19 protein-coding genes and 3 pseudogenes are annotated in these 24343 nt (G+C 51.9%); 7 read left to right on the plus strand and 15 right to left on the minus strand.

The window, feature by feature from the left end; translation table 11 throughout:
- Positions 1-115 precede the first annotated feature (115 nt).
- Complete coding sequence (locus tag FAH67_RS10800; RefSeq protein WP_003680318.1) at positions 116-1408, plus strand: valine--pyruvate transaminase; 1293 nt, start codon at positions 116-118, stop codon at positions 1406-1408.
- 54 nt (positions 1409-1462) lie between these two features.
- On the opposite strand, the gene FAH67_RS10805 is transcribed toward FAH67_RS10800, so the two are convergent.
- The 7 genes from FAH67_RS10805 to fetA form a co-directional block, all read right to left on the minus strand.
- Complete coding sequence (locus FAH67_RS10805) at positions 1463-2221, minus strand: iron ABC transporter ATP-binding protein (RefSeq protein WP_039863827.1); 759 nt, start codon at positions 2219-2221, stop codon at positions 1463-1465.
- 78 nt (positions 2222-2299) lie between these two features.
- Positions 2300-2926: an FmdE family protein gene (locus FAH67_RS10810; protein ID WP_003680315.1), complete on the minus strand. Its 627-nt coding sequence runs from the start codon at positions 2924-2926 to the stop codon at positions 2300-2302.
- Positions 2927-3008: 82 nt separating this feature from the next.
- Positions 3009-3980, minus strand: coding sequence for an iron chelate uptake ABC transporter family permease subunit (locus FAH67_RS10815; RefSeq protein WP_003680314.1), 972 nt, complete (start codon positions 3978-3980; stop codon positions 3009-3011).
- A complete protein-coding gene (locus FAH67_RS10820) occupies positions 3970-4938 on the minus strand; it encodes an ABC transporter permease (RefSeq protein WP_003680313.1) in 969 nt (322 codons plus the stop codon). The genes FAH67_RS10815 and FAH67_RS10820 overlap by 11 nt, the downstream gene beginning before the upstream one ends.
- Positions 4939-4972: 34 nt before the next feature.
- Positions 4973-5101, minus strand: a complete 129-nt coding sequence (locus tag FAH67_RS12285; RefSeq protein ID WP_003680312.1) for a hypothetical protein — start codon at positions 5099-5101, stop codon at positions 4973-4975.
- On the minus strand, positions 5101-6066 hold the full coding sequence (locus tag FAH67_RS10825) for a siderophore ABC transporter substrate-binding protein (protein WP_003680311.1): 966 nt from the start codon (positions 6064-6066) through the stop codon (positions 5101-5103). Before FAH67_RS10825 ends, FAH67_RS12285 begins: the two co-directional genes overlap by 1 nt.
- A gap of 153 nt (positions 6067-6219) precedes the next feature.
- Positions 6220-8355 (minus strand): TonB-dependent siderophore receptor FetA/FrpB, encoded by a 2136-nt coding sequence (fetA, locus tag FAH67_RS10830; RefSeq protein ID WP_003680310.1) that lies wholly within the window; start codon positions 8353-8355, stop codon positions 6220-6222.
- Positions 8356-9336: 981 nt separating this feature from the next.
- Between fetA and FAH67_RS10845 the strand changes: the two genes are divergently transcribed.
- The gene (locus tag FAH67_RS10845) at positions 9337-9627 is read left to right on the plus strand and encodes a co-chaperone GroES (RefSeq protein ID WP_002214868.1); all 291 of its coding nucleotides are present in this window, start codon (positions 9337-9339) and stop codon (positions 9625-9627) included.
- A 92-nt stretch (positions 9628-9719) separates the two neighbouring features.
- Positions 9720-11354 (plus strand): chaperonin GroEL, encoded by a 1635-nt coding sequence (gene groL, locus FAH67_RS10850; protein ID WP_003680304.1) that lies wholly within the window; start codon positions 9720-9722, stop codon positions 11352-11354.
- A gap of 304 nt (positions 11355-11658) precedes the next feature.
- Here the strand turns inward: groL and katA are convergent, their stop codons facing one another.
- The 4 genes from katA to accB all read right to left on the minus strand — a co-directional run bounded on the left by katA (position 11659) and on the right by accB (position 15594).
- Positions 11659-13173 (minus strand): catalase KatA, encoded by a 1515-nt coding sequence (gene katA, locus FAH67_RS10855; RefSeq protein ID WP_039863821.1) that lies wholly within the window; start codon positions 13171-13173, stop codon positions 11659-11661.
- A 317-nt stretch (positions 13174-13490) separates the two neighbouring features.
- Entirely contained in the window at positions 13491-14852 is a 1362-nt protein-coding gene (accC, locus tag FAH67_RS10860) for an acetyl-CoA carboxylase biotin carboxylase subunit (protein ID WP_003680300.1), read from the minus strand.
- A 29-nt stretch (positions 14853-14881) separates the two neighbouring features.
- Positions 14882-15073, minus strand: a complete 192-nt coding sequence (locus FAH67_RS10865) for a YqaE/Pmp3 family membrane protein (protein WP_003680299.1) — start codon at positions 15071-15073, stop codon at positions 14882-14884.
- Between the two features lie 71 nt (positions 15074-15144).
- Positions 15145-15594 (minus strand): acetyl-CoA carboxylase biotin carboxyl carrier protein, encoded by a 450-nt coding sequence (gene accB, locus FAH67_RS10870; protein WP_003680298.1) that lies wholly within the window; start codon positions 15592-15594, stop codon positions 15145-15147.
- Positions 15595-15949: 355 nt separating this feature from the next.
- On the opposite strand from accB, the gene queA reads away from it, so the two are divergent.
- Together queA and FAH67_RS10880 are read left to right on the plus strand one after the other, a co-directional pair.
- Positions 15950-16978: a tRNA preQ1(34) S-adenosylmethionine ribosyltransferase-isomerase QueA gene (queA, locus tag FAH67_RS10875; RefSeq protein ID WP_003680296.1), complete on the plus strand. Its 1029-nt coding sequence runs from the start codon at positions 15950-15952 to the stop codon at positions 16976-16978.
- Between the two features lie 186 nt (positions 16979-17164).
- Entirely contained in the window at positions 17165-17524 is a 360-nt protein-coding gene (locus FAH67_RS10880) for an immunity 8 family protein (protein ID WP_002221979.1), read from the plus strand.
- Positions 17525-17591: 67 nt separating this feature from the next.
- Here the strand turns inward: FAH67_RS10880 and FAH67_RS10885 are convergent.
- Positions 17592-17711: pseudogene (locus FAH67_RS10885) on the minus strand (TIGR01621 family pseudouridine synthase); the annotation flags it as partial.
- Between the two features lie 79 nt (positions 17712-17790).
- Here FAH67_RS10885 and FAH67_RS10890 point away from each other — a divergent pair.
- Complete coding sequence (locus FAH67_RS10890; protein ID WP_003680295.1) at positions 17791-19350, plus strand: YadA-like family protein; 1560 nt, start codon at positions 17791-17793, stop codon at positions 19348-19350.
- 134 nt (positions 19351-19484) lie between these two features.
- Here FAH67_RS10890 and FAH67_RS10895 read toward each other — a convergent pair.
- Positions 19485-19595 (minus strand): annotated as a pseudogene (locus tag FAH67_RS10895) (pantetheine-phosphate adenylyltransferase); the annotation flags it as partial.
- A 192-nt stretch (positions 19596-19787) separates the two neighbouring features.
- Here FAH67_RS10895 and FAH67_RS10900 point away from each other — a divergent pair.
- Positions 19788-20654, plus strand: a pseudogene (locus tag FAH67_RS10900) (IS256 family transposase, variant Zn-binding type); the annotation flags it as partial.
- Positions 20655-20781: 127 nt separating this feature from the next.
- Here FAH67_RS10900 and gyrB read toward each other — a convergent pair.
- Together gyrB and prmA are read right to left on the minus strand one after the other, a co-directional pair.
- Positions 20782-23172, minus strand: coding sequence for a DNA topoisomerase (ATP-hydrolyzing) subunit B (gyrB, locus tag FAH67_RS10905; RefSeq protein ID WP_039864475.1), 2391 nt, complete (start codon positions 23170-23172; stop codon positions 20782-20784).
- 194 nt (positions 23173-23366) lie between these two features.
- Positions 23367-24254: a 50S ribosomal protein L11 methyltransferase gene (gene prmA / locus FAH67_RS10910; protein ID WP_003682761.1), complete on the minus strand. Its 888-nt coding sequence runs from the start codon at positions 24252-24254 to the stop codon at positions 23367-23369.
- Positions 24255-24343: the final 89 nt, after the last annotated feature.

Below are 24343 nucleotides of genomic sequence, written 5' to 3' on the forward strand. Positions count from 1 at the left end.
GAATATTGGATAGATAGTAAAGGCCGTCTGAAAAATCGGGATAACTGGTTTTCAGACGGCCTTTGTTCTTATAATAGCGGTTTATTGTTTCCACACACCCAGCAACGGAGTTTCCATGCAGTTTTCAGCATTCGGCGAAAAATTCACACAACACAGCGGTATTTTGCAGTTGATGGACGATTTGGGCGACGCGCTCAAAAGTGACAAGCCCGTCAATATGCTTGGCGGCGGCAATCCGGCGAAGATTGCCGAGGTCAATGCGGTGTTCGCCGATGTGTTTTCCAAGCTGGCGGCGGAACACGCTGTTGAGAATATCGGCAATTATTCCAATCCGCAGGGCGATGCGGCGCTGATTGCGGCTTTGACTGAGTTTCTTAACCGCGAATACGGCTGGAATCTGACGGCGGACAATATCGCGCTGACCAATGGTTCGCAAAATGCGTTTTTCTATTTGTTCAACCTGTTTGGCGGCAAATTCAATCTTTCAGACGGCCAAACGGCTGAAAAAGCCATTTTATTGCCGCTTGCGCCTGAATATATCGGTTATGCCGACGTGCATGTCGAAGGGCAGCATTTTCTTTCGGTAAAACCGAAAATCGAAAACGTCGAACACGAAGGCGAAACGGGATTTTTCAAATACCGCGTGGACTTTGATGCGCTGGAAAGCCTGCCTGAATTGAAAGAGGGCAAAATCGGTGCGATTTGCTGTTCGCGCCCGACCAACCCGACCGGTAATGTGCTGACCGACGGCGAGATGGCGCGTTTGGACGCTTTGGCGCAGGAACACGGGATTCCGCTGATTATCGACAACGCTTACGGAATGCCGTTCCCGAATATTATTTACAGCGATGTAACGCTCAACTGGCACGAAAACATTATCCTCTGCTTCAGCCTTTCTAAAATCGGCCTGCCCGGCGTGCGTACCGGCATTATTGTCGCTGCGCCGGAAGTGGTCAAAGCCGTCAGCAGTTTGAATGCGATTGTGAACCTGTCGCCTACGCGTTTCGGTGCGGCGATTGCGGCTCCGCTGTTGAGCGATGGCCGTCTGAAACAACTGGCCGACGAAGTGATTCAGCCGTTTTACCATCAGCAGGCGCAAACAGCGGTTGCCCTGCTCAAGCGCGAATTGGGCGCGTATCCGTTGAAAATCCACAAGCCTGAAGGTGCGATTTTCTTGTGGCTTTGGTTTGAAAACCTGCCTGTTTCGTCGCAAACCTTGTACGAAATGCTCAAGGCCGAAGGCACGCTGATTATTCCGGGCGAGCATTTCTTTGTCGGTATTGATAGGCAAGATTATCCGCACGCGCACGAGTGCATCCGCATGAGCATTGCGCAGGACGCGGAAACGTTGGAAAAAGGCATTGCCACGATCGGTCGCGTGGTGCGCGGTTTGTACGATAAAAAATAAACGCTTTGAATAGACAAAGGCCGTCTGAATGTTCAGACGGCCTTTTTGTCGGATTTAGATATGGTGGATAACCAATTTTTTGCCTTCGTAATCGAGGACGTCGACGTCCATATCGAATAGGGTTTTGATGTTTGCGGCGGTGAAAATATCGTTGGGTTTGCCCTGCATGGCGACTTGGCCGTTTTTCATGGCGACGACGTAATCGGCGTAGGCTGCTGCCTGGTTGATGTCGTGCAATACGACGACGGTGGTGCGCTTGTGTTCGTCGGTCAGCCGGCGCAGGATTTGCATGAGGGAGCGGGCATGATACATGTCGAGGTTGTTCAGCGGTTCGTCCAGCAAAACGTAGTCGGTGCGCTGGCAGAATACCATGGCAATCATGGCGCGTTGGCGTTGGCCGCCGGAAAGCTCGGTCAGGTAGCGGTCGGCGAAGTCTTGCAGGTGGAACTCGGCGAGTGCTTCTTCGACAATGGTTTTATCCGTTTCAGACGGCCTGCCTTGGTGGTAGGGATAGCGGCCGAACATGAGCAGGTCGCGCACGGTAATGCGGCTCATGATGCTGTTTTCTTGGGTGAGGATGGAGAGCGTGCGGGCGAGTTCGGCGGTAGGGGTGGTTTTGATGTCTTTGCCTGCGTAGCTGATGTTGCCGTGTACCAGAGGCTGAAGCCGCGCCATAAAGGAGAGGAGGGTGGACTTGCCTGCGCCGTTCGGGCCGATCAGCGCGGTAATGCCGCCTTCGGGAATGTCGAGGCTGACGTCGTTGAGGATGGGGTTGCTGCCGATGGTGTGGCTGACGTTGCGGATGGTAATCATAGGCGGGTCCGAAAATGGAAATTGGGGTTTCAGACGGTCTTTAAATGATGAGGCCGTCTGAATTTTATTTCTGTGTGGTTAGATTTCGCTGACGGTAACAAATTCGGGGTTGTCGGCTTGGTCAATCAGGAAGGAGCGGACGCGTTCTTGCCAAAGCTCACCGAATTGTTTGAGTTCTTCGGCACTTGCGCTGCCGCTGACGGCTTTGGGCATGATGTCGCGCATTTGCGGCGCAAAGGGTTGGAGTGCGGCGTTGAGGCTGACGGCAACGGTTTTGCCGGTATCGCGGCGGCGGAGCGCGAGTGTGCCGTTGATTTCGCCTGCACCAAAGGACAAGAGGTTGCGGCGGGCAAAGCGTCCGGCCGGGCCTACGCCGCCAAAGCCGGTTTCGGGTGCCGCGCCGGTAAGGAGTTGGACGACGGAAGCGGTAACGCCGGTCGTGCCTTCGTCTCGCCCGCCCTGCATAAAGGCTTCGATGTCGCCGCGTTGCGGCAGCTCTGTGCCGTAAAGGGCTTTGAGTCCTTTGACGACCATCAGGTAGGCTCCGGCGACGGTCGGACAGGAGTGGCCGCACAGGCGAACGGCATCGGCGTAGCGGTAAGTGAGGATACCGTTTTCGGCCGCGCCGAGGAAGTCGGCCAATGCGTCTTGGACGGTAATGGTCGGGGTGTCATCGAAGAATGAAGGAAGGCGTTCTTGTGTCATGAGGGTTGTCCTTTATGGGTTTGCTTAGGCCGTCTGAAGGTTTCAGACGGCCTGAAGTTTCTTAATGAGCGCTTATCTATATTTATTTCTTTTTCAACACCAAATATAAAAATACCAATCCGCCTGCAAATTCAACGACCACGCTCAATACGGCCTGCATGCCGAGGAAGTGTTCGAAGATGGTTTGCCCGCCGACCAACAGGATGCCGCCGACACAAAAAGTCATGGGCAGGCGGACGGAATGTTTGACCGACGGGGAAAAGTGGTTGGCCAGCGCGGCAACCAGCAGGCCGAAAAAGCTTACCGGGCCGACAACGGCGGTGGCGGTTGCAACCAACGCGGCGATCCACAACAGCAGCCATAAGGTATTGCGCGTGTAGTTGATGCCCAAATTGACAGCCTGATTGCGGCCGAGCAGGTAAACATCGAGGCGGTGGCGTTCGCGCCAGATCACGGCGGCGCTGATGAGCAACACGATTGTGCCGATACCTAACAATTCCGAGTGGACAGTATTGAAGGTGGCAAACATATTCGCCTGCGCGGCGGTAAATTCTTCAGGATCAATCATGCGCGAAAGCAGCGACGAAAGGCTGCGGAACAAAATCCCGAAAATCACGCCGATTAAAATCATGCGCGACAAATCGCGTCCGCCCTGTTTGATGAGCGTGTAGAACAGCAGCAGCGAGCCGCCCATCATGACGACCAGTTCAAAGCCGAATTTACCCGTCAACGGCAGGGAAGCATAGCCTACGCCGCCGAGCGTAAACACCAGCAAAGTCTGCAAAAACACATACAGCGAATCGAAACCTAAAATCGAAGGGGTCAGAATCGGATTATTGGTCAGCGTTTGGAAGAGTTGCGTGGACACGCCGACCGCATAGGCAACCATCAGCAGCGCGGCAAGTTTGGTCAGGCGCAGGTGCAAGACAAAGTCCCAATCGCCTTTGACGTTGAGCGTCATAAACAGAACGCAGGAAACCAGCAACAGTGCGAAAGCGATCCACAACGGACGGCTGCTTCCTACCATAAAACCGATATTTTTTTCAGACGGCATGGGCAGGTTTCCTTAACAAAAGCCATAAAAACAACACCGTACCCAATACGCCGAAGACGGTCGATACCGGAATTTCAAACGGAAACACAATCACGCGTCCGACAATATCGCACAGCAACACCAAAGATGCGCCCAGCAAGGCCACCGCAGGCAGGCTTTGGCGCAGCCTGTCGCCTATCAGGCGGCTGATGATGTTCGGCACGACCAGCCCGATAAACGGAATATTGCCGACCGTAACGATAACCAGCGACGTAATCAAAGCCACAATAATCAAACCCGACCACAACACCGCCGTCCGGTTCAAACCCAAATTCACGCTGACCGTCTCGCCCAGCCCCAAAATCGTCAGCTGGTCGGCAATCAGATAGGCAAACACCGCCAAACCGCCCGTAATCCAAAGCAGCTCGTACCGCCCCAGCAGCACGCTCGAAAAATCGCCCTGCTGCCATACGCCCAACATTTGCAGCATCTCAAACTCATACGCGACAAACGTCGCCACCGCCTCAACCACGCCGCCGAAAATAATCCCCACCAGCGGCACCATCAGTTGCGCCGTCGGCGGCAGGCGGCGGATAAGCATCATAAACACCAACATCCCGATTAACGCGGCAACGGCGGCAACCGACATTTTGACCGGCAGCGGCGCGGCAGGCAGCAGCAGGGACATCAGAAGCAAACCCAAAGCCGCACTCTGACCCGCGCCCGCCATAGAAGGCTCGACAAAACGGTTGCGCATCAGAATCTGCATAATCATCCCCGCCACCGCCATAGACGCGCCCGTCAGCACAATCGCAAACGTGCGCGGCAGGCGGCTGATGAACATAACCTGCTGGCTGTCGGACAGCGAAAACACATCCGACCAGCGGAAATCGGCAACGCCGACCGACAGGCTGACGGCAAACAACACCGCCAGCAGCAGGAGGTTGGTCAGGTTGAGGGAAAAAGGTTTGGCAGTCATAAACAGAAGGGAAAAGCGTTAAGGCGTAGAAGATTCAAACAAGGCAGCCCGACCGTCGGAGCGGAAAGCCTTGTTTGAAGCCTCCGTATCGGGCAATGCCGTCTGAAACACGGTAGGCGGTTTGCATCCGTGTTTCAGACGGCATCGAATGCCGCTGTTTCATTATTTTGCCGCGTTAAAAGCGTCGGCAACCTGTTTGCTTGCATTCAGCAGCTCTTGCGCGCCGCCGGCCGCCAAATAAGTTTCGGGAACGAGGTAAACGACCTGTCCTTTTTTCCATGCGGTTGTTTCGGCAACCAGCGGATTGTTCAACACGTCTTTCGCCGCCTGACCCTCTTCGCCGATGGCCGCGCTGCGGTCAAGGACGAACAGCCAGTCGGGATTTTTCTCTTTCAGGTATTCAAAGCTGACGGGCTGGCCGTGGCTGCCTTCTTTAATTGATTCATCGACAGCGGGAACGCCGATGTCTTTGTGCAGCCAGCCGCCCAGTCGTGAAGACGGACCGAAGGCGGACATTTTCCCACCGTTGACCAAAATCACCAAACCTTTGCCTTTGCCTTGCGCGGCAGTTTTCGCCGCTTCAAACGAAGCATCGATTTCCGCCTTCAGCTTGTCGGCTTCCGCCTGTTTGCCGAAGATTTGCGCCAGCGCGTCGATACGCTCTTTGGCACTTTCTTTGAGGTTGGCGGTATCGGCGGTCATTTCGATGGTCGGCGCGATTTCGTTCAATTTGTCAAACGCCTTGGCGGCGCGGCTGCCGATGATGATGAGCTGCGGTTTGTAAGCGTTGAGCGTTTCGTAATCCGGCTCGAACAAAGTTCCGGCAGGTTTCGTTGTTTTGTAATATTCCTCTAAATACGGCAGGCGGTTTGTGTCGACGGACAAACCGGTTTTCACGCCCAGTTTGCTCAAGGTGTCGAGCATACCCAAATCGTAAACGGCGATGCGTTCGGGGTTTTGCGGCACGTTCGCATCGCCGCGCGCCGTTTTGACGGTCAGGGACGCGCTTTCGGATTGTGCGGCGGAAACTGCCTGTTCTTTGGCTTGTGGGGCAGAGTCGGAATTTTGCGGCGAACACGCGCCCAAGGCGAGGACGGTGCAGAGGGTCAATGCGGTCAAACGCAACATAGGGTGTCTCCAAAATGGGGATATTGGGGCAAAGCCGCCGGTCGGACAAACCGGAACGGCTTTAGAAAGGATAAATGATAATCTATATCAAATTATCAGAACAGATGCCGTCTGAAGACTTTTGTTTTCAGACGGCTTTTTCAAGCTGATTGCTTAGAACTTGTAGTTCACGCCCAGGCGTACATCACGTCCCACGCCCGGCAGGGTTTCACCGCGTTGGCTGTGCGGATAGTAGAACTTGTTGAACACGTTGTTGACGGCAAAGTTGACGTTAAGCGTATCTTTGCCCAGCGGTTTCCAGTTGGCGAAGACATCGTTCACACCGAAACCTTTGCGTTCGACTGTGCTGGTATCGCGCACCAGTACCGAACCGGAGGCTTTTTGCAGGTAGCGACCGCGCCAGCCGAGTTCCAGATTCGGATTTTGGAAGCGGTAGGCAAGGGAAGCTGTCCAAGTGCGGCCGGTCTGTACGGCAAATTCAGGGTTCGCGCTTAACAGGTTTTTAGGATGAGTGTCGTAAATGCGCGGTTTGCTGTGGCTTACGCCGACTTTGGCAGTCAGGCCGCCGGTGCGGTAGGACGCGCCCAATTCGTAACCGTGGTTTTTGATGTAACCGGCATTAACGGCTTCGCGGACGGCGACAGAGTCGTGGCGGTTTTGCGGGTTGGCAAGCGCGTCTTTGATGGTCTGCCAGAAGTAGCTGCCGTTTGCGGCAAACGTGCCGTCGTTGTAGTTGAAGCCGATTTCGGTATTGCGCGCGCGTTCGGCTTTCGTGCCATCGGCAATCGAGATGATGCCGCGTTTGCCGTGGGTTTGCAGCGCGTCATACAGGCGCGGGCTGCGGCTGGCGTAGTTGTGGCTCGCGCTGAAGCTCCAGTATTCGTGCGGCTGCCAAATCACACCGAAACTCGGGTTAAGGCTGCTGCTTGAAACGGTTTTGCCGTCGTGGGTTTTCACCTTGAAGCGGTCGTAACGTAAACCGCCGGTCAGCGTGAAATCGCCGATGTCGTGAATGGCTTCAACATATACGCCGGCATCGGTTTTGGTCGGGTTGGTCAGGCGGTAGGTATGAACAGTGGCTTCGTCTTTGCGGTCTTTCTCTTGTTGGGCTACTGGCTTATCAACATCTTGACCGTTTTTCTTTTCTGTCGTCGGGATGGAGAATTTCGAGTTCAAAAACGCTTGCGGTTTGATTTCCTGATGGCGGTAGTTGATACCGTATTTCAACAGGGTTTGTTCGGCAAGGCGGCTGTCGAAGTTGAAGTTCGCACCACGAGTGGTGATTCGGGTATGGTTAGGACCTTTTACATTGCCTGCGTAACCGCTGCCGCTGTCATCGGCGGAATAGCGTTTCTTTTCCAACACATAAACATTGGCATCCAGTTTTTCGACAAAGCCCAAATCTTTGCCGGTGTACGCCAAGTTGGTGTTGGATTGGGTGGTTTCGCGGTAAGCAGGGGCTTGGCGGCCAATATTTATCCGTGAATCTTCGTCGCCGACGGTAAATTCTTCACGGACGGTACGGATGCCTCGGTGTTGGTCTTTCATATGGCTCAACACGATGCGGTGGTCGCCGTCGCCGAAGGTTGTTCCGATTTTGGCAAGGTAGCTGCGTTTGTCCAGTGCGCTGTAAGGTACGGTTTTGCCTCCGTTGACATTGCGGAAGCCTTTTCCGGCTTCATATTCTTTTTCATCGTTGCGGCTGTAAGAGAACAAGCCGTCGAAGTTGCCCTCTTTTCCGAATACGCTTGCGCCGTAGCTTACGCCTTCGTTGCTGGCAAAGCCGCTGTTGAGGCGCACGCCCCAGTTTTTATCCAAGCCTTTGAGCAGGTCTTGGGCATCGACGGTTTTGGCGATGATCGCGCCGTTGGTCGCGCCGATACCGGCAGAGGCGGAACCCGCGCCTTTTTGTACGGAAACGACTTTAACCAAAGCGGGATCGACAATAAATCTGCCTTGGTGGTAAAGGATTTGGCTGTCGGAATAGGCGTTGTCCACCTTGATGTCGACAGAGTTCTGACCCATGCCGCGCAAGGTCATGTGTTGGGACGTGCCGTTGCCGCCGCCGAAATCGATGGAGGGCTCTTCTTTTAAGAGTTCGCGCATATCGGTTGCGGTGCTTTCGTCTTTTTGTTGAAGCGTAACGATGTTGGTACGGATTTTGCTGCCTTGGCGGTCGCCTTTTACGGTAATGGTATCCAATGCGACATTGGCGTTGCCTGCCGCGTGGGCGAAACCTGCCGCAAGTGTGAGCGAGAGCAGGCTGAGACGGAACAATGGGGTATTCATTCAATCGTCCTCTTGAGTGTATGAAGGGAAGTAAATCCAAACCGTTAAGATTTGGCAGGATAAGAAAAATAATTAATAATTATTTTTATTTATATTAACAGGGGGGGGGGATTTTTGCAAAGCTGATTATCGTTTTTATTTGCGAAGTGTTGTTTTTTGTTGACAGGTTTTGTCGGAAATGTATAGTGGACTAACAAAAATCAGGATAAGGCGACGAAGCCGCAGACAGTACAGATAGTACGGCAAGGCGAGGCAACGCTGTACTGGTTTTTGTTAGTCCACTATAAAAAACGGCGGAAATATAGTGGATTAACAAATGCGGGAATGACGAAAAGTAACCTTTCCGCGTCATTCCCGCGAAAGCGGGAATCTAGAACCCCTAACGCGGCAGGAATCTATCGGAAAAAACCGAAACCGAACAGACTGGATTCCCGCCTGCGCGGGAATGACGAAGCCTGTGCGGGAATGACGAAAAGCAACCTTTCCGCGTCCTTCCTGCAAAAGTGGAAATCTAGAACTCCTAACGCGGCAGGAATCTATCGGAAAAAACCGAAACCGAACAGACTGGATTCCCGCCTGCGCGGGAATGACGAAGCCTGCGCGGGAATGACGAAGGGTTAAAGAAATGACGAGAAACGGCGGTAATTATCGGGAATAACCGAAAACGAACGGAAATCAGGACAAGGCGACGAAGCCGCAGACAGTACAAATAGTACGGAACCGATTCACTTGGTGCTTGAGCACCTTAGAGAATCGTTCTCTTTGAGCTAAGGCGAGGCAATGCTGTACTGGTTTTTGTTAGTCCACTATAAAAAACGGCGGAAATAAATTTTTTTCCGCCTCACTTGAATTTGCCCGCACACACCCTAATTTTGCCGACTTATACGGGCAGCCGCCTGACGGCAGCCCGGTTTCCACTTCAATCTGTCCGAACCGTTCGGGCAGATGATTGTTTTCAAACCATTTTATCGGAGCATAAATATGACCATCCGTCCTTTACACGACCGCGTCGTCGTCAAACGCTTGGAAGCTGAAGAAAAAACTGCATCGGGCATCGTTTTGCCGGGTGCGGCCGCCGAAAAACCCGATATGGGCGAAGTGATCGCCGTGGGCGCGGGCAAAATCGGTAAAGACGGCGCGCGCCGTCCGCTGGATGTCAAAGTCGGCGACAAAATCATCTTCGGCAAATACAGCGGCCAAACCGTCAAAGCCGACGGCGAAGAGCTGTTGGTAATGCGCGAAGAAGATATTTTCGGCATCGTTGAAAAATAAATACGGACACGATGCCGTCTGAAACGGCAAACCGCCTTCAGACGGCATAAACGGTTTTATCAGACAGTTTTAATGATTTTTGGAGAATTGAAATGGCAGCAAAAGACGTACAGTTCGGCAATGAAGTCCGCCAAAAAATGGTAAACGGCGTGAACATTCTGGCAAACGCCGTACGTGTAACTTTGGGCCCTAAAGGCCGCAACGTGGTACTCGACCGCGCTTTCGGCGGCCCGCACATCACTAAAGACGGTGTGTCTGTTGCAAAAGAAATCGAATTGAAAGACAAATTCGAAAACATGGGCGCGCAAATGGTGAAAGAAGTTGCGTCCAAAACCAACGACGTAGCCGGCGACGGTACCACTACTGCAACCGTATTGGCGCAATCCATCGTTGCCGAAGGCATGAAATACGTGACCGCCGGCATGAACCCGACCGACCTGAAACGCGGTATCGACAAAGCCGTTGCCGCTTTGGTTGACGAGCTGAAAAACATCGCCAAACCTTGCGATACTTCTAAAGAAATCGCCCAAGTCGGCTCTATTTCCGCCAACTCTGACGAACAAGTCGGCGCGATTATCGCCGAAGCGATGGAAAAAGTCGGTAAAGAAGGCGTGATTACCGTTGAAGACGGCAAATCTTTGGAAAACGAGCTGGATGTGGTTGAAGGTATGCAGTTCGACCGCGGCTACCTGTCTCCTTACTTCATCAACGACGCTGAAAAACAAATCGCTGCTTTGGACAATCCGTTTGTATTGTTGTTCGACAAAAAAATCAGCAACATCCGCGACTTGTTGCCTGTTTTGGAACAAGTGGCCAAAGCCAGCCGTCCGCTGTTGATTATCGCTGAAGACGTAGAAGGCGAAGCCTTGGCAACTTTGGTCGTGAACAACATCCGCGGCATCCTGAAAACCGTTGCCGTTAAAGCCCCCGGCTTCGGCGACCGCCGCAAAGCCATGTTGCAAGACATCGCCATCCTGACCGGCGGCGTGGTGATTTCCGAAGAAGTCGGCCTGTCTCTGGAAAAAGCGACTTTGGACGACTTGGGTCAAGCCAAACGCATCGAAATCGGTAAAGAAAACACCACCATCATCGACGGCTTCGGCGACGCAGCCCAAATCGAAGCGCGTGTTGCCGAAATCCGCCAACAAATCGAAACCGCAACCAGCGAATACGACAAAGAAAAACTGCAAGAGCGCGTGGCCAAATTGGCAGGCGGCGTGGCAGTGATCAAAGTCGGTGCCGCTACCGAAGTCGAAATGAAAGAGAAAAAAGACCGCGTGGAAGACGCGCTGCACGCTACTCGCGCAGCCGTTGAAGAAGGCGTGGTTGCAGGCGGCGGTGTCGCCCTGTTGCGCGCCCGTGCCGCTCTGGAAAACCTGCACACCGGCAATGCCGACCAAGACGCAGGCGTACAAATCGTATTGCGCGCCGTTGAGTCTCCGCTGCGCCAAATCGTTGCCAACGCAGGCGGCGAACCTAGCGTAGTCGTGAACAAAGTGTTGGAAGGCAAAGGCAACTACGGTTACAACGCAGGCAGCGGCGAATACGGCGACATGATCGAAATGGGCGTACTCGACCCTGCCAAAGTAACCCGTTCTGCGCTGCAACACGCCGCGTCTATCGCCGGTTTGATGCTGACCACAGACTGCATGATTGCCGAAATCCCTGAAGAAAAACCTGCTATGCCTGATATGGGCGGCATGGGCGGTATGGGCGGCATGATGTAAGGCCGTCTGAAATCTTCAGATAAAAAGCAAAACCGCACGGCAATCAGCCGTGCGGTTTTTTATTTGCCAGTAGAAGCATGAGATGGTGAGGGGTACGCCATGATTTACAGAGAAATAAGGGTAGCCAGTGCCATTGAATTAGAAGTAATCAAATAAACTTCAACATCAAAAAAAGGCCGTCTGAAACTTTATTTTATGTTTCAGACGGCCTGATTAATGATCTAAACCGTTACTTTTTGTTTGAACGGCTGTATCGGACAGCTTGAGACAAGATTTCTTCAATTTCTATCCACATAATGCTTCCTTACAGCAAACCGGGTTGACCTAAAGCCGGGTCGTTGGCTCGTGCCGCTTGGGCATCTTCGACAGTCAGTCCAAGGGCTTTGGCTACGCCTTCGCCGTAGGCGGGGTCGCAACGGCAGCAGTTGCGGATATGGCGGTATTTGATGAAGTCGGGCGCGTCGCCCATTGCGGCGGCGGTGTTACCGAACAAAGCCTGTTTCTGCTCGTCGTTCATCAAGTTAAACAAGGCACGCGGTTGGCTGAAATAGTCGTCATCGTCTTGGCGGTAGTCCCAGTGTGCCGCGTCGCCGTTGATTTTCAAAGGCGGTTCGGCGAAGTCGGGTTGTTGCTGCCATTGGCCGAAGCTGTTGGGTTCGTAGTGCGGCAGGCTGCCGTAGTTGCCGTCGGCGCGTCCTTGTCCGTCGCGCTGGTTGCTGTGAACAGGGCAACGCGGACGGTTGACAGGGATTTGGCGGAAGTTCACGCCCAAGCGGTAGCGTTGCGCGTCGGCGTAATTGAACAAACGGGCCTGCAGCATTTTGTCGGGGCTTGCGCCGATACCGGGAACGAGGTTGCTCGGTGCGAAGGCGGATTGTTCCACATCGGCGAAGAAGTTTTCGGGATTGCGGTTCAACTCGAATTCGCCCACTTCAATCAGCGGATAGTCTTTTTTCGGCCAAACTTTGGTCAGGTCAAACGGATGATAAGGCACTTTTTCGGCATCGGCTTCGGGCATCACTTGGATGTACATCGTCCATTTCGGAAACTCGCCGCGCTCGATGGCTTCGTACAGGTCGCGCTGGTGGCTTTCGCGGTCTTCGGCGATGATTTTGGCGGCTTCTTCGTTGGTCAGGTTTTTAATGCCTTGTTGGGTGCGGAAGTGGAATTTCACCCAAAAACGCTCGCCTGCTTCGTTCCAGAAGCTGTAAGTATGCGAACCGAAGCCGTGCATATGGCGGTAGCCGGCGGGAATACCGCGGTCGCTCATCACGATGGTCACTTGGTGCAGTGCTTCGGGCAGCAGCGTCCAGAAGTCCCAGTTGTTTGTTGCGGAACGCATATTGGTGCGCGGATCGCGTTTGACGGCTTTGTTCAAGTCGGGGAACTTACGCGGGTCGCGCAGGAAGAACACGGGCGTGTTGTTGCCGACCACATCCCAGTTGCCTTCTTCGGTATAAAATTTCAAGGCAAAGCCGCGGATGTCGCGTTCTGCATCGGCTGCGCCGCGTTCGCCTGCCACGGTGGTGAAACGGGCGAACATCTCGGTTTTTTTGCCGACTTCGCTGAAGATTTTGGCGCGGGTGTATTTGGTGATGTCGTGTGTTACGGTAAACGTACCGAACGCGCCCGAACCTTTGGCGTGCATACGGCGTTCGGGGATGACTTCGCGCACGAAGTCGGCGAGTTTTTCATTCAGCCACAAATCCTGCGCCAGCAGGGGGCCGCGCGGGCCGGCGGTTAGGCTGTTTTGATTGTCGGCAACAGGCGCGCCGTTGTTCATGGTCAGATGGGTTACAGGGCATTTGGAGGTAGTCATCGCTCTTGTTCCTTTTTTCAGGTTGGTCAAATGGGGGTAAACGGCTTACAGTACGATTTGGCGGAAAGCGTATTCGTAACTGGTTTCTTGATTGCAATAAATTTCTTGAATCGACATTTTGTTTTCCTTTTATTTAAACTATGAAAGCAACTATACACCAAGATTTTCGCTATTAAAACTATGAAATCGATTTAATATTGTTATAAGCAATCGGTTTTTGATTTCCGTTTGTTTTTATTAATGATAAAACTGTGAAAAAAGGCCGTCTGAAACTTTATTTTGTGTTTCAGACGGCCTTTTTTAGTCAAAACAGAGGATTATTTATCCAGTTTGGCTTTGCGTTCTTCCAACCAATGTTCTAAGTAGTGGATGCTGACGCCGCCTTTTTGGAAGCCTGGGTCGTTGAACAAGTCGCGGTGCAGCGGCGTATTGGTTTTGATGCCGGTTACCGCCAGCTCGGCGAGGGCGACGCGCATTTTTGCCATGGCTTGGTCGCGGTCTTTACCGACGACGCAGATTTTGCCGATCAGGCTGTCGTAGTAAGGAGGGATGCGGTAGCCTTGGTAGATGTGGCTGTCGACGCGGATGCCGAAGCCGCCGGGTAGGTGGCAGCTTTCAATCAAGCCTGGGCTTGGAATGAAGCTGTACGGATCTTCGGCGTTGATACGGCACTCAAACGCGTGGCCTTCGACTTGAATGTCTTCCTGTTTGTATTGCAACGGCAGGCCGGACGCGATGCGTAATTGCTCTTGGACGATGTCCACGCCGGTAATGAGCTCGGTAACCGGATGCTCAACTTGAACGCGTGTATTCATCTCGATAAAGAAGAATTCGCCGTCTTCGTACAGGAATTCAAACGTACCTGCGCCGCGATAGCCGATGCGTTTGCAAGCGTCGGCACAGGCTTTGCCGATTTTGGCGCGTTCTTCTTCAGTGATGAACGGAGCAGGTGCTTCTTCGATAACTTTTTGGTGGCGGCGCTGCATGGAGCAGTCGCGCTCGGCGAGGTAGATGGCGTTGCCGTGTTCGTCGGCAATCACTTGGATTTCGACGTGGCGCGGACGCTGCAGGTAACGCTCCATGTAAACCATCGGGTTGCCGAATGCCGCGCCTGCTTCGGCTTTGGTCATTTCGACAGACTGGAGGAGGTCTTCTTTTTTCTCGACGACGCGCATACCTCGGCCGCCGCCACCGCCGGAGGCTTTGATAATGACGGGATAACCGACTTTATCGGCGATTTTGAGGATTTCGTCGCCGTCGTCCGGCAATGCGCCTTCAGAGCCGGGAACGCAAGGCACGCCGGCTTCGATCATGGCGTGTTTGGCGGATACTTTGTCACCCATCAGACGGATGGTGTCGGCTTTCGGGCCGATGAAGACAAAGCCGGATTGTTCGACTTGTTCGGCAAAGTTGGCGTTTTCGGCGAGGAAGCCGTAGCCGGGGTGGATGCCGTCGGCTTCGGTGACTTCGGCAGCAGCAATGAGGGCGGGAATGTTGAGGTAGCTTTGTGCAGATGCGGCAGGGCCGATGCACACGGATTCGTCGGCGAGTTTGACGTGCAGGCTGTCTTTGTCGGCTTCGGAATGGACGGCGACGGTGGCGATGCCCATTTCACGGCAGGCACGCAGGACGCGCAGGGCGATTTCGCCCCGGTTGGCGATCAATACTTTTTTCAGCATGATAATCTTTCCGGATGGTTCAGACGGCCTCAGCGGCCGCCTAATGCGTTGCGGATTTTTTGGTCAGTTTTGTATTGGCTCAAGGCGTAAACCGACCACATGGCTGCCGGTATCCAGCCAACCAGCGTACATTGCAGAATCAGACAGATGATGCCTGCAAACGGACGGCCGATGGTGAAAAACTGCAACCATGGCAAGAAAATAGCCAAAATCAGACGCATGGTTTGTCCTTAATGAACAGAAAAAGGAATTTCAGACGGCCTTAAAGATAAAGGCCGTCTGAAAAAGCGGATTATTCAATGATAAAGAGCGGCTCGCCGTATTCGACCGGAGTACCGTTTTCAACCAGAATTTCTTTAACGACACCGGATTTCTCAGCTTCGATTTCGTTCATCAGCTTCATGGCTTCGATGATGCACAAAGTATCGCCGGCTTTTACTTGCTGACCGACTTCGACGAAAGCAGCGGCGTTCGGGCCGGGAGCGCGGTAGAACGTGCCGACCATAGGCGATTTTTGCGCGTTGGACAAATCGCGAGCGGCAGGGGCGGCGGCTGCGGCCGGAGCAGCGGCAGGGGCGGCAACCGGAGCGGCTGCGGCAGGTGCCGGAGCAGCATAAATAGGAGCTGCGGCGGCAGTAGTGCGCGTAATGCGGACTTTTTCTTCGCCTTCGGTAACTTCAATTTCTGCAATGCCTGATTCTTCGACCAAATCAATCAGTTTTTTTAATTTACGCAAATCCATTGCTTTTCCTTTTTAGCGCGGCATAAAGTGCATATTGGGTATGCGCCGCTGTGGTTTTAGATGATTTCCTGAGACGTCGGGAGGCGGGTTGGCCATCCGGCGTTTAAATAATGTCGGAACAGGGCGGAGCCTGAGAAATGAATCTGGTTATTTTCCCGAACTTGTCGGTAAATGTCCAGTAAAAGATAGAAAAAAGGCGTTTTTCGGCGAAAAAAGAAAGGAACGTTGATTTTCGTTAAAAGGTGATTTTTTCAAGAGCGTTTATTCTAATTTATTGGTTTTGCGACAAAACATGCCGTCTGAAAACCAACTTTGCGCGTATAATGACGCCTGTTTTTTTAAAGTATGCACGACAATGGATATTTCCGATTTTGATTTTGAATTGCCCGAAAAACTGATTGCCCAGCATCCTCCGGAAGTGCGCGGTAGCAGCAGGCTTTTGGTTGCCTTGCCGACATTGCCGATTGAAGACAAACATTTCGGCGATTTACCCGATTATGTCGCACCGGGCGATGTGCTGGTGTTTAACAATACTAAAGTGATGAAGGCGCGCCTGTTCGGCCAAAAAGCCAGCGGCGGCAAAATCGAAGCCCTGATTGAACGGGTTTTAGACGCGCATACCGCATTGGCGCATATCCGTTCGTCCAAATCGCCGAAGCCGGGTACGGAATTGATTTTTGAAGGCGATATCCGTGCCGTCATGATGGAGCGTGCGGAAGAATTGTTTTGCCTGAAATTTGAAGGCGAACAAACCGTTTACGAACTTTTGGAGCAAAACGGCCATCTGCCCTTGCCGCCTTATATTGAACGCGCGGCCGATGATGAAGACGATAGCCGCTATCAGACCGTGTACGCCAAGTATCAAGGCGCAGTGGCCGCGCCGACGGCGGGTTTGCACTTTACCGATGAGTTATTGGGCCGTCTGAAAGCCAAAGGCGTAGAAACCGCGGAAGTCACCCTGCACGTCGGAGCAGGCACATTCCAACCCGTGCGCGTCGATAAAATTGAAGAACACAAAATGCACAGCGAGTGGTTTGACGTACCGGCCGAGACCGTTGCCGCCGTTGAAGCCGCCAAAGCACGCGGCAATAAAGTGTGGGCAGTGGGCACAACCTCCATGCGCGCCTTGGAATCCGCCGCACGCGAGACAGGCCGTCTGAAAGCCGGTCGCGGCGATACCGATATTTTCATTACGCCGGGTTACCGCTTCAATGTTGCCGACCGATTGATTACCAATTTTCACCTGCCCAAATCAACCTTGCTGATGCTTGTCAGCGCGTTGTCGGGCATGGAGCATATCCGCAGCGTTTACCGTCATGCGGTGGAACAGGAATACCGCTTTTTCAGCTATGGCGATGCAATGATTTTGGGGAAAGCGGAATAAATTTGAAGCGGATTGGAGTGTTTCAAACTGGTTATTTGGGTTGTCCCGAAACTGAATCAGTTGAAACGCTCTATCTACCAAAAAAAACACTCCAACACATCTTAATCCAACAGGAACGCAAGCGAATTTTGTTATTCGAGACCCAAATACAAGAACAACACTAACTAATGGACATTTGAATATAAAATGATTAACCTAGAATTGAAAGCCATCAATCTTTACGATTGTGCCTTTGAAGATTTCGTTCCCGAAATCAAAGACAATTTTTGTGTGGGAATTGATTTAGACATAGGAACTGATGATAGTGATGCTGCAGATATATTTTCTGTTCGCATATGCTCTCCTAAATGGATTTTGCATAATTGTTTCCAAAATCAAAGGGTTAAATGGGGAGCGGGTATGATGATTATGAATGAATTTAATCATTCTGTTATTAAATCGGAAATTGAGAAAATTCTTAAAGAATGTTCAAAAGAAACTTGGGAAAAGTCATTGACTTATTTACTTCGTTTTTTTTCGTGGGAATTTGAAGATTATCAGTGCTAATTAAATCAAAAACAGCGAAACCAAAACTTTTTCGCTGTTTTATTTTTCCATTAAAATATGCGAATTGTTGATAGGTAAATTGTATTTTCCATGCATACAGGAACATAGTCTCGGATTCTGTCCCTCCATATAAGCTGTCTCCCAAAATAGGGCTGCCCGGGCTTTTCATTGCTACTCTCAACTGAAAAATACGAGAATTATTTCGATTGACGGGGGGGAGTTATCCTATACTACTGATACTGAGTGAAATTATATAAGGTAATGTTATGTATATAGGTCGTGCCGCAATAGCGGCGAGTGTTTTGTTAATGAGCGCCTTTTCTTCTTATGGGGCGGATTCTACTTTGAAGGAAAGTGATGATAAATTATCGTGGGGTAGTGGTGCGTCAGCATCGGGGAAGTTTGCTATTGCTTTAGGAAGAAAAAGTGCTGCCAGTGGCGATAAAGGAATTGCAGTAGGGGTTTCTTCAAAGGCAACTGCATTGAATGCAGTAGCGATTGGTTCTGAAAGTAAGGCAGAGAATAAGTATGCGGTAGCATTAGGAAATAATTCTGCTGCCAGTGGAGATAAATCCTATGCAGCAGGCTATGGTTCTGTGGCTTCTGCAACAAATTCTATGGCTATAGGGCCAAGTAGTACTGCCAGTGCTGAAGACGGCGTTGTTATTGGTAAATTAGGGAAAGTAGAAGGAGAAGCAAATCAAGGTGTTGCTATAGGTTCTGAAGCGAAGATAAAGAAAAAGGCTGAACAGGGTATCGCTGTAGGCTCTAAAGCGACGGTAGAAGAAAAGGCTAAACAAGGGGTTGCGGTAGGTTCTGAGGCAAGGGTAAATGCAGAACGTGGTATTGCGATCGGTAACAAAGCCAAAGCCGGTGGAGAGACAGATGACCCATTGTTACATGGGCCGGCATATTATGCGGGCGCTATTGCTATTGGAGATCAAGCAGAGGCTGACCGTGCTAAAGCAATAGCTTTCGGGGAGAAAGCAAAAGCAACGGAAAAAAATGGGATGGCACTTGGCGTAGAATCAGAAGCTGCCGGTGCTTTTGGTACCGCTGTGGGTAATGAAAGCAAGGCAAAGGGGCAAGGCAGTGTAGGTCTCGGTAACCAATCTAAGGCACAGGCAGATTTTGCGGTGGCCGTGGGGAATAAGGCTGAGGCGACTAAGGAAAACGCGCTTGCCATTGGTCGATACGCAAGAGCAAACGGAAATAATTCTGTAAGTTTAGGATCCCGCAGTGAAATAAAAGATGGTGTGAGCAATTCTGTGGCACTGGGTTATGGTTCAGTAGCCGGTGAGAATAATGTCGTCTCTGTTGCCTATAAAGAAACACCGCAATCTACAGAACTTTCCCATAGAAGAATTGTGGGTGTTGATGATGGTGTCAATGATTTTGATGCCGCCAATGTCCGCCAGTTGAAAGCGATGCAAGGGCAAAATATGGCGGAGCTGTTTTCGGTACGTAGCGAAGTGCATGGTGTGGCTGCGAGTAGCGCAGCCCTATCGGCACTGACCCCGTTATCCTATGATGCAAACAATCCGACGCAGTTTATGGTCGGCTTCGGCACATACAAAGGACATCAGGCTATGGCATTGGGATTGTCCCATTTCGTTAATGACCGCTTTATGGTAAAAGTGGGCGGAACCTTAGGCGGCGGCAATAAGACGGGACATATGATGAATGTAGGTCTGACTTGGAAATTTGGAACGAGCCAAGGTGTTCCGGCTACAAGTGATAAGGTGCTTATGGAACAGTTGATGCAAGATAATCGTCAATTGAAAGCACGATTGGAGAAATTAGAAGCTCGTCTAAATGCTATGTAGCCTTGTAGCGATAGCGGTTTATCGGGTATATAGCCGATGATAAAGTGCATAATCGGCAATCCGTTGATAATACTCAATGAATTGCCAACACCCCAGTAAGTTTGAACCCGAATATGCCTGACAGAAACTTTCTGTCAGGCATTATTGTTGCGATGTTCTGCAATCATTTTTTGGTACACGGCCGGCGGTACGTATCTTTTAACGGTTTCCATCCAGCCTTCGGGCCCGACCAAGCCTTTGACCATTTAAAATAAATGATTAAAGCAAACGCGCGAAGTGGTTGGAATTTGAGTTATAAGAAATAAAAAAGACGTAAGTAACAAAATGGAGGCTAAAAATCCCCGCAAGCCTTATCCTATAAGGCTTTAAAAGAGGTCAAAGGCTTTGAATACAAAAAATGCCCTTTTTGCGACTCAAAACAAGTCAAAAGGAACGGCTGCCGAAACGGCAAACAACGCTACAAATGCCATGCTTGCGGCAGACAGTTTGATGGCGGCAGACGGCTTAATCCGCAGGAAATATGGCAGGCATACAGCGAAGGCAAACAGACCGCCGCACAGCTTGCCAAAACTTACGGATGCAGTCGGCAGACTATTCTGAGGCATCTCAAAAAAGTTCAAATTAAGGTGCATTTCATTTCTCCCGCAGCAGCCAACGTCATCATGGACACCACTTACTTCGGACGCAGTTTCGGCGTCATGGTTTTGATAGACAGCATCAGCGGCAAAGCACTATCCGTCAGCAAAGTCAAATACGAAACCAACGAACAATATTTCACAGCAATAGGCAGCCTGAAAGCCAAAGGCATTGAAATACAAAGCATTGTTTGTGATGGGCGACACGGTTTGGTACAGATGTTTCCTGATATTCCCGTACAGCTCTGTCAATTTCATCAGGTTAAAACCGTCAGTCGCTATTTAACGCTCAATCCCAAAACAGAAGCAGGCAAAGCACTTTGGCGATTGGCATTGACGTTGAAAAACAGTAAGCAATCCGACTTTGAACACGATCTGCAAACGTGGTTTGAGCAGTATCAAAGCTATCTGAACGAACGCACCTTTAACACCGAAACAGGCAAATCGCATTACACACATAAGAATATCAGGAGTGCGTATTTCAGCCTAAAACGCAATTTGGATTATCTGTTTGTGTTTGAGCAATATCCTGATTTAAACATCCCGAATACGACCAATCTGCTTGACGGCACATTCTCGGACATGAAACGACTTTTAGCGTGTCATCACGGCATGAGTAGGGAGAATAAGATTAGGTTTATTAAGGATTATTTCTCAATTAAATCTTAGGCTCAGCCTCCATTTTGTTACTTAGGGAGAATGTTCTCCGAAATAGCCTCCATTTTGTTACTTACGCCACAAAAAACAAAAAGGCCGTCTGAAAATGGTTTTCAGACGGCCTTTTATCTTTCCATGCTTAGGCGTCGATGTTTTGTGCCAGCAGGGCGTTGTTTTCAATAAAAGCGCGGCGCGGTTCGACTTCGTCGCCCATCAGGGTGACGAACACTTCGTCGGCAGCGATGGCGTCTTCGATGCGGACTTTCAGGAGGCGGCGGACGGTAGGATCCATCGTGGTTTCCCAAAGTTGTTCCGGGTTCATCTCACCCAAGCCTTTGTATCGTTGGATGGACATGCCTTTTTGGGCAACGCTCATCAAGATGTCCAAAGCGCCTTCAAAGCTGTCGATGTCGTATTCGTTGTCACCTTTGTAGAGCTTCGCCCCTCTGCCGACCATGCCTTTGAGTGCGGCGGCGGTTTGGGTAAGGGTTTGATAGGCTTTGCTGTTGAGGAATTTAGGCTCGAGGTAGCTCACCACCACATTGCCGTGCAGCTTGCGTGTGATTTTGATGAACTGGTGTCCTTCGTGGCCTTCGATACGTTCGAGCGCGACTTCTTTTTCGTCCAAGAGGCCGCTCAATTCGGCAACGGCGCGGCCTGCGCTTTCTGCCGTGCTGAGATCGACCGGCGAAGTATGCAACATGGCATGCAGGACGAGTTCGTCAATGATGCGGCTTTCTTGCTCGATGACGGTTTTGGCCAACAGGAATTGTTTGGCGGTATTGGCAAGCTCTTCGCCTTCGATGGTGCGGCCGTCTGAAACGATTTTGGCTTTTTCCAAGGCCAAACCGAGCAGCCATTGGTCTTTTTCCAATTCGTCTTTGAGATAGCGCTCTTGTTTGCCGTATTTGGCTTTGTACAAAGGCGGCTGGGCGATGTAGATGTAGCCGCGTTCGACCAGCTCGGGCATTTGGCGGTAGAAGAAGGTCAGGAGCAGGGTGCGGATGTGCGCGCCGTCCACGTCGGCATCGGTCATGATGATGATGCGGTGGTAGCGCAGTTTTTCGGCATTGAATTCTTCTTTACCGATGCCTGCGCCTAGAGCGGTAATCAGTGTGGCAACTTCTTGGCTGGCCAGCATTTTTTCAAAGCGCGCTTTTTCAACGTTCAAAATCTTACCCTTAAGCGGCAAAATCGCTTGGAATTTGCGGTCGCGACCCTGCATGGCGGAACCGCCTGCGGAGTCGCCCTCGACGAGGTAGAGTTCGGACAGGGCAGGGTCTTTTTCTTGGCAGTCGGCAAGTTTGCCCGGCAGGCCCAAACCGTCCATCACGCCTTTGCGGCGGGTAATTTCGCGTGCTTTGCGGGCGGCTTCGCGCGCGCGGGCGGCATCGACGATTTTGCCGGTGATGATTTTGGCTTCGGTCGGGTTTTCTTCAAGGAAGTCGGTCAGCGCTTGGTTGATGACTTCGTTGACAACGGGGCCGATTTCGCTGGAAACCAGTTTGTCTTTGGTTTGCGATGAGAATTTCGGATCGGGCAGTTTGACGGACAAAACGCAGGTCAGACCTTCACGCATATCGTCGCCGGCGGTTTCCACTTTGGCTTTTTTGGCCACTTCGTTGGCTTCGATATAGTTGTTGATGGTGCGGGTCATCACTTGGCGCAGCGCGGTCAGATGGGTGCCGCCGTCGCGTTGCGGAATGTTGTTGGTGAAACATTGCACGCTTTCTTGGTAGCTGTCGTTCCATTGCATCGCGCATTCGACGCTCATGCCGTCTTTCTCGCCGAACGCGTAGAAGATTTTTTCGTGCAGCGGCGTTTTTTTGCGGTTCATGTATTGCACGAAACCTGCCACGCCGCCGGAAAGGGCGAAGCTTTCGTGTTTGCCGTCGCGTTCGTCGGTCAATTCGATGTCCACGCCGTTGTTCAGGAAGGAAAGTTCGCGGATGCGTTTGGCAAGGATGTCGAAGCTGTATTCGACGTTGCCGAAGGTTTCCGTGCTGGCGAGGAAGCGCACGGTCGTGCCTTTTTTGTCGGAATCGCCGACAACCTTCAACGGCTCTTCGGTTTCGCCGCGTACGAAGCGGACGAAGTGTTCTTTGCCGTCGCGGTAGATGGTCAGCGTTACCCAGTCGGACAGTGCGTTGACGACGGATACGCCCACGCCGTGCAGGCCGCCGGAGATTTTGTAGCTGTTGTTGTCGAATTTGCCGCCTGCGTGCAAGACGGTCATGATGACTTCGGCGGCGGAGCGGCCTTCTTTCGGATGGATGCCGGTCGGCATGCCGCGGCCGTTGTCGGCGACGCTGACGGAATTGTCGGCATGGATGGTTACGGTGATTTTGTCGCAATGTCCGGCGAGCGCTTCGTCAATGGCGTTGTCGAGTACCTCGAACACCATGTGATGCAGGCCGCTACCGTCCTGCGTGTCGCCGATATACATACCCGGGCGTTTGCGTACCGCTTCCAAGCCTTCGAGCACCTGGATGCTGTCGGCGCCGTATTCTTCGTGTTTTTGGTCAGTCATGGTCTTTTCTTGCTGAATTTCAAGGAATTTTTCCGTGCGCGCAATGAAATGTCAAACGGGCGCGGCGGATGTGTTCCGAAAGGTCAAAATAATAGGCAATTATACCTGATTTTGCTGGAATATTCAGCGTTTTAAGTGCACAAAGGCCGTCTGAAAGATTAAATTTCAGACGGCCTTTGTATTGGAAAACAGGTTTAGCGTTTGACGCCGCTCAATCGCGCCCAGCCTTCTTCGATTTCGGCAGGCTCGATGTCGAACCATTGGTTGTAAATGCCACTGAGTTCTTCGACTTGTTCGTCCAAAAGGCCGGACAAGACAATGCGGCCGCCTTGTTTGGTACGCGCGGCAAGCATTTCGCCGAGCATACGCAACGGGTTGGCAAGAATGTTGGCGACAACGACATCAAATTGACCTTGCGGCAGGCCGTCCGGCAGGTAGAACTGCGCGTCGACGTTGTTTTGCGCGGCATTGTCTTTGCTGGCGCGGATGGCTTGTTCGTCAATATCCACGCCGATGGCGGAGCCTGCGCCGAGTTTGAGGGCGGCAATGGCCAAAATACCTGAGCCGCAGCCGTAGTCCAATACGCTTTCGCCGCCTTTGAGCTGCGTGTCCAGCCATTTGAGGCAGAGGCGGGTGGTCGGATGGCTGCCTGTGCCGAAGGCAAGGCCAGGGTCAAGTTGCAGGTTGACGGCGTTGCCGTTGGGCGCTTCGTGCCAAGACGGGGTAATCCACAGACGGTCGGAAATTTGAATCGGGTCGAATTGCGCTTGGGTCAGACGCACCCAGTCTTGATCTTCAAGGATTTCGCCGGTGTATTTCAAATCGTTCAAACCGCATTCCTGCGCGGCGGCTTCGATAATGGAAGCGGCATCGTCGCTTTCGCCGAAAAGGGCGATGACTTTGCTTTGTTGCCAGATTTGCTCGGTCGGCATGCCCGGCTCGCCGAAAATGGCCTGCTCGTTTTCTGTACCGGCGTAGGCATCTTCAATGGCGGCGGACAATGCGCCGTGTTCCATCAGCGCGTCGGCAAGGCGTTCGGCGACGGCATCGTTGACGTTGATGGTGATTTGTTGATAGGACATGGTGGGGCTTTCTTTTTAATAAGGCCGTCTGAAAATCGACGTTGTGCTTTCAGACGGCCTTGTAAGGTATGAAACCTGATGATGCGGGT

The sequence above is a fragment of the Neisseria flavescens genome (assembly GCF_005221285.1).
Lineage (GTDB): Bacteria > Pseudomonadota > Gammaproteobacteria > Burkholderiales > Neisseriaceae > Neisseria > Neisseria flavescens.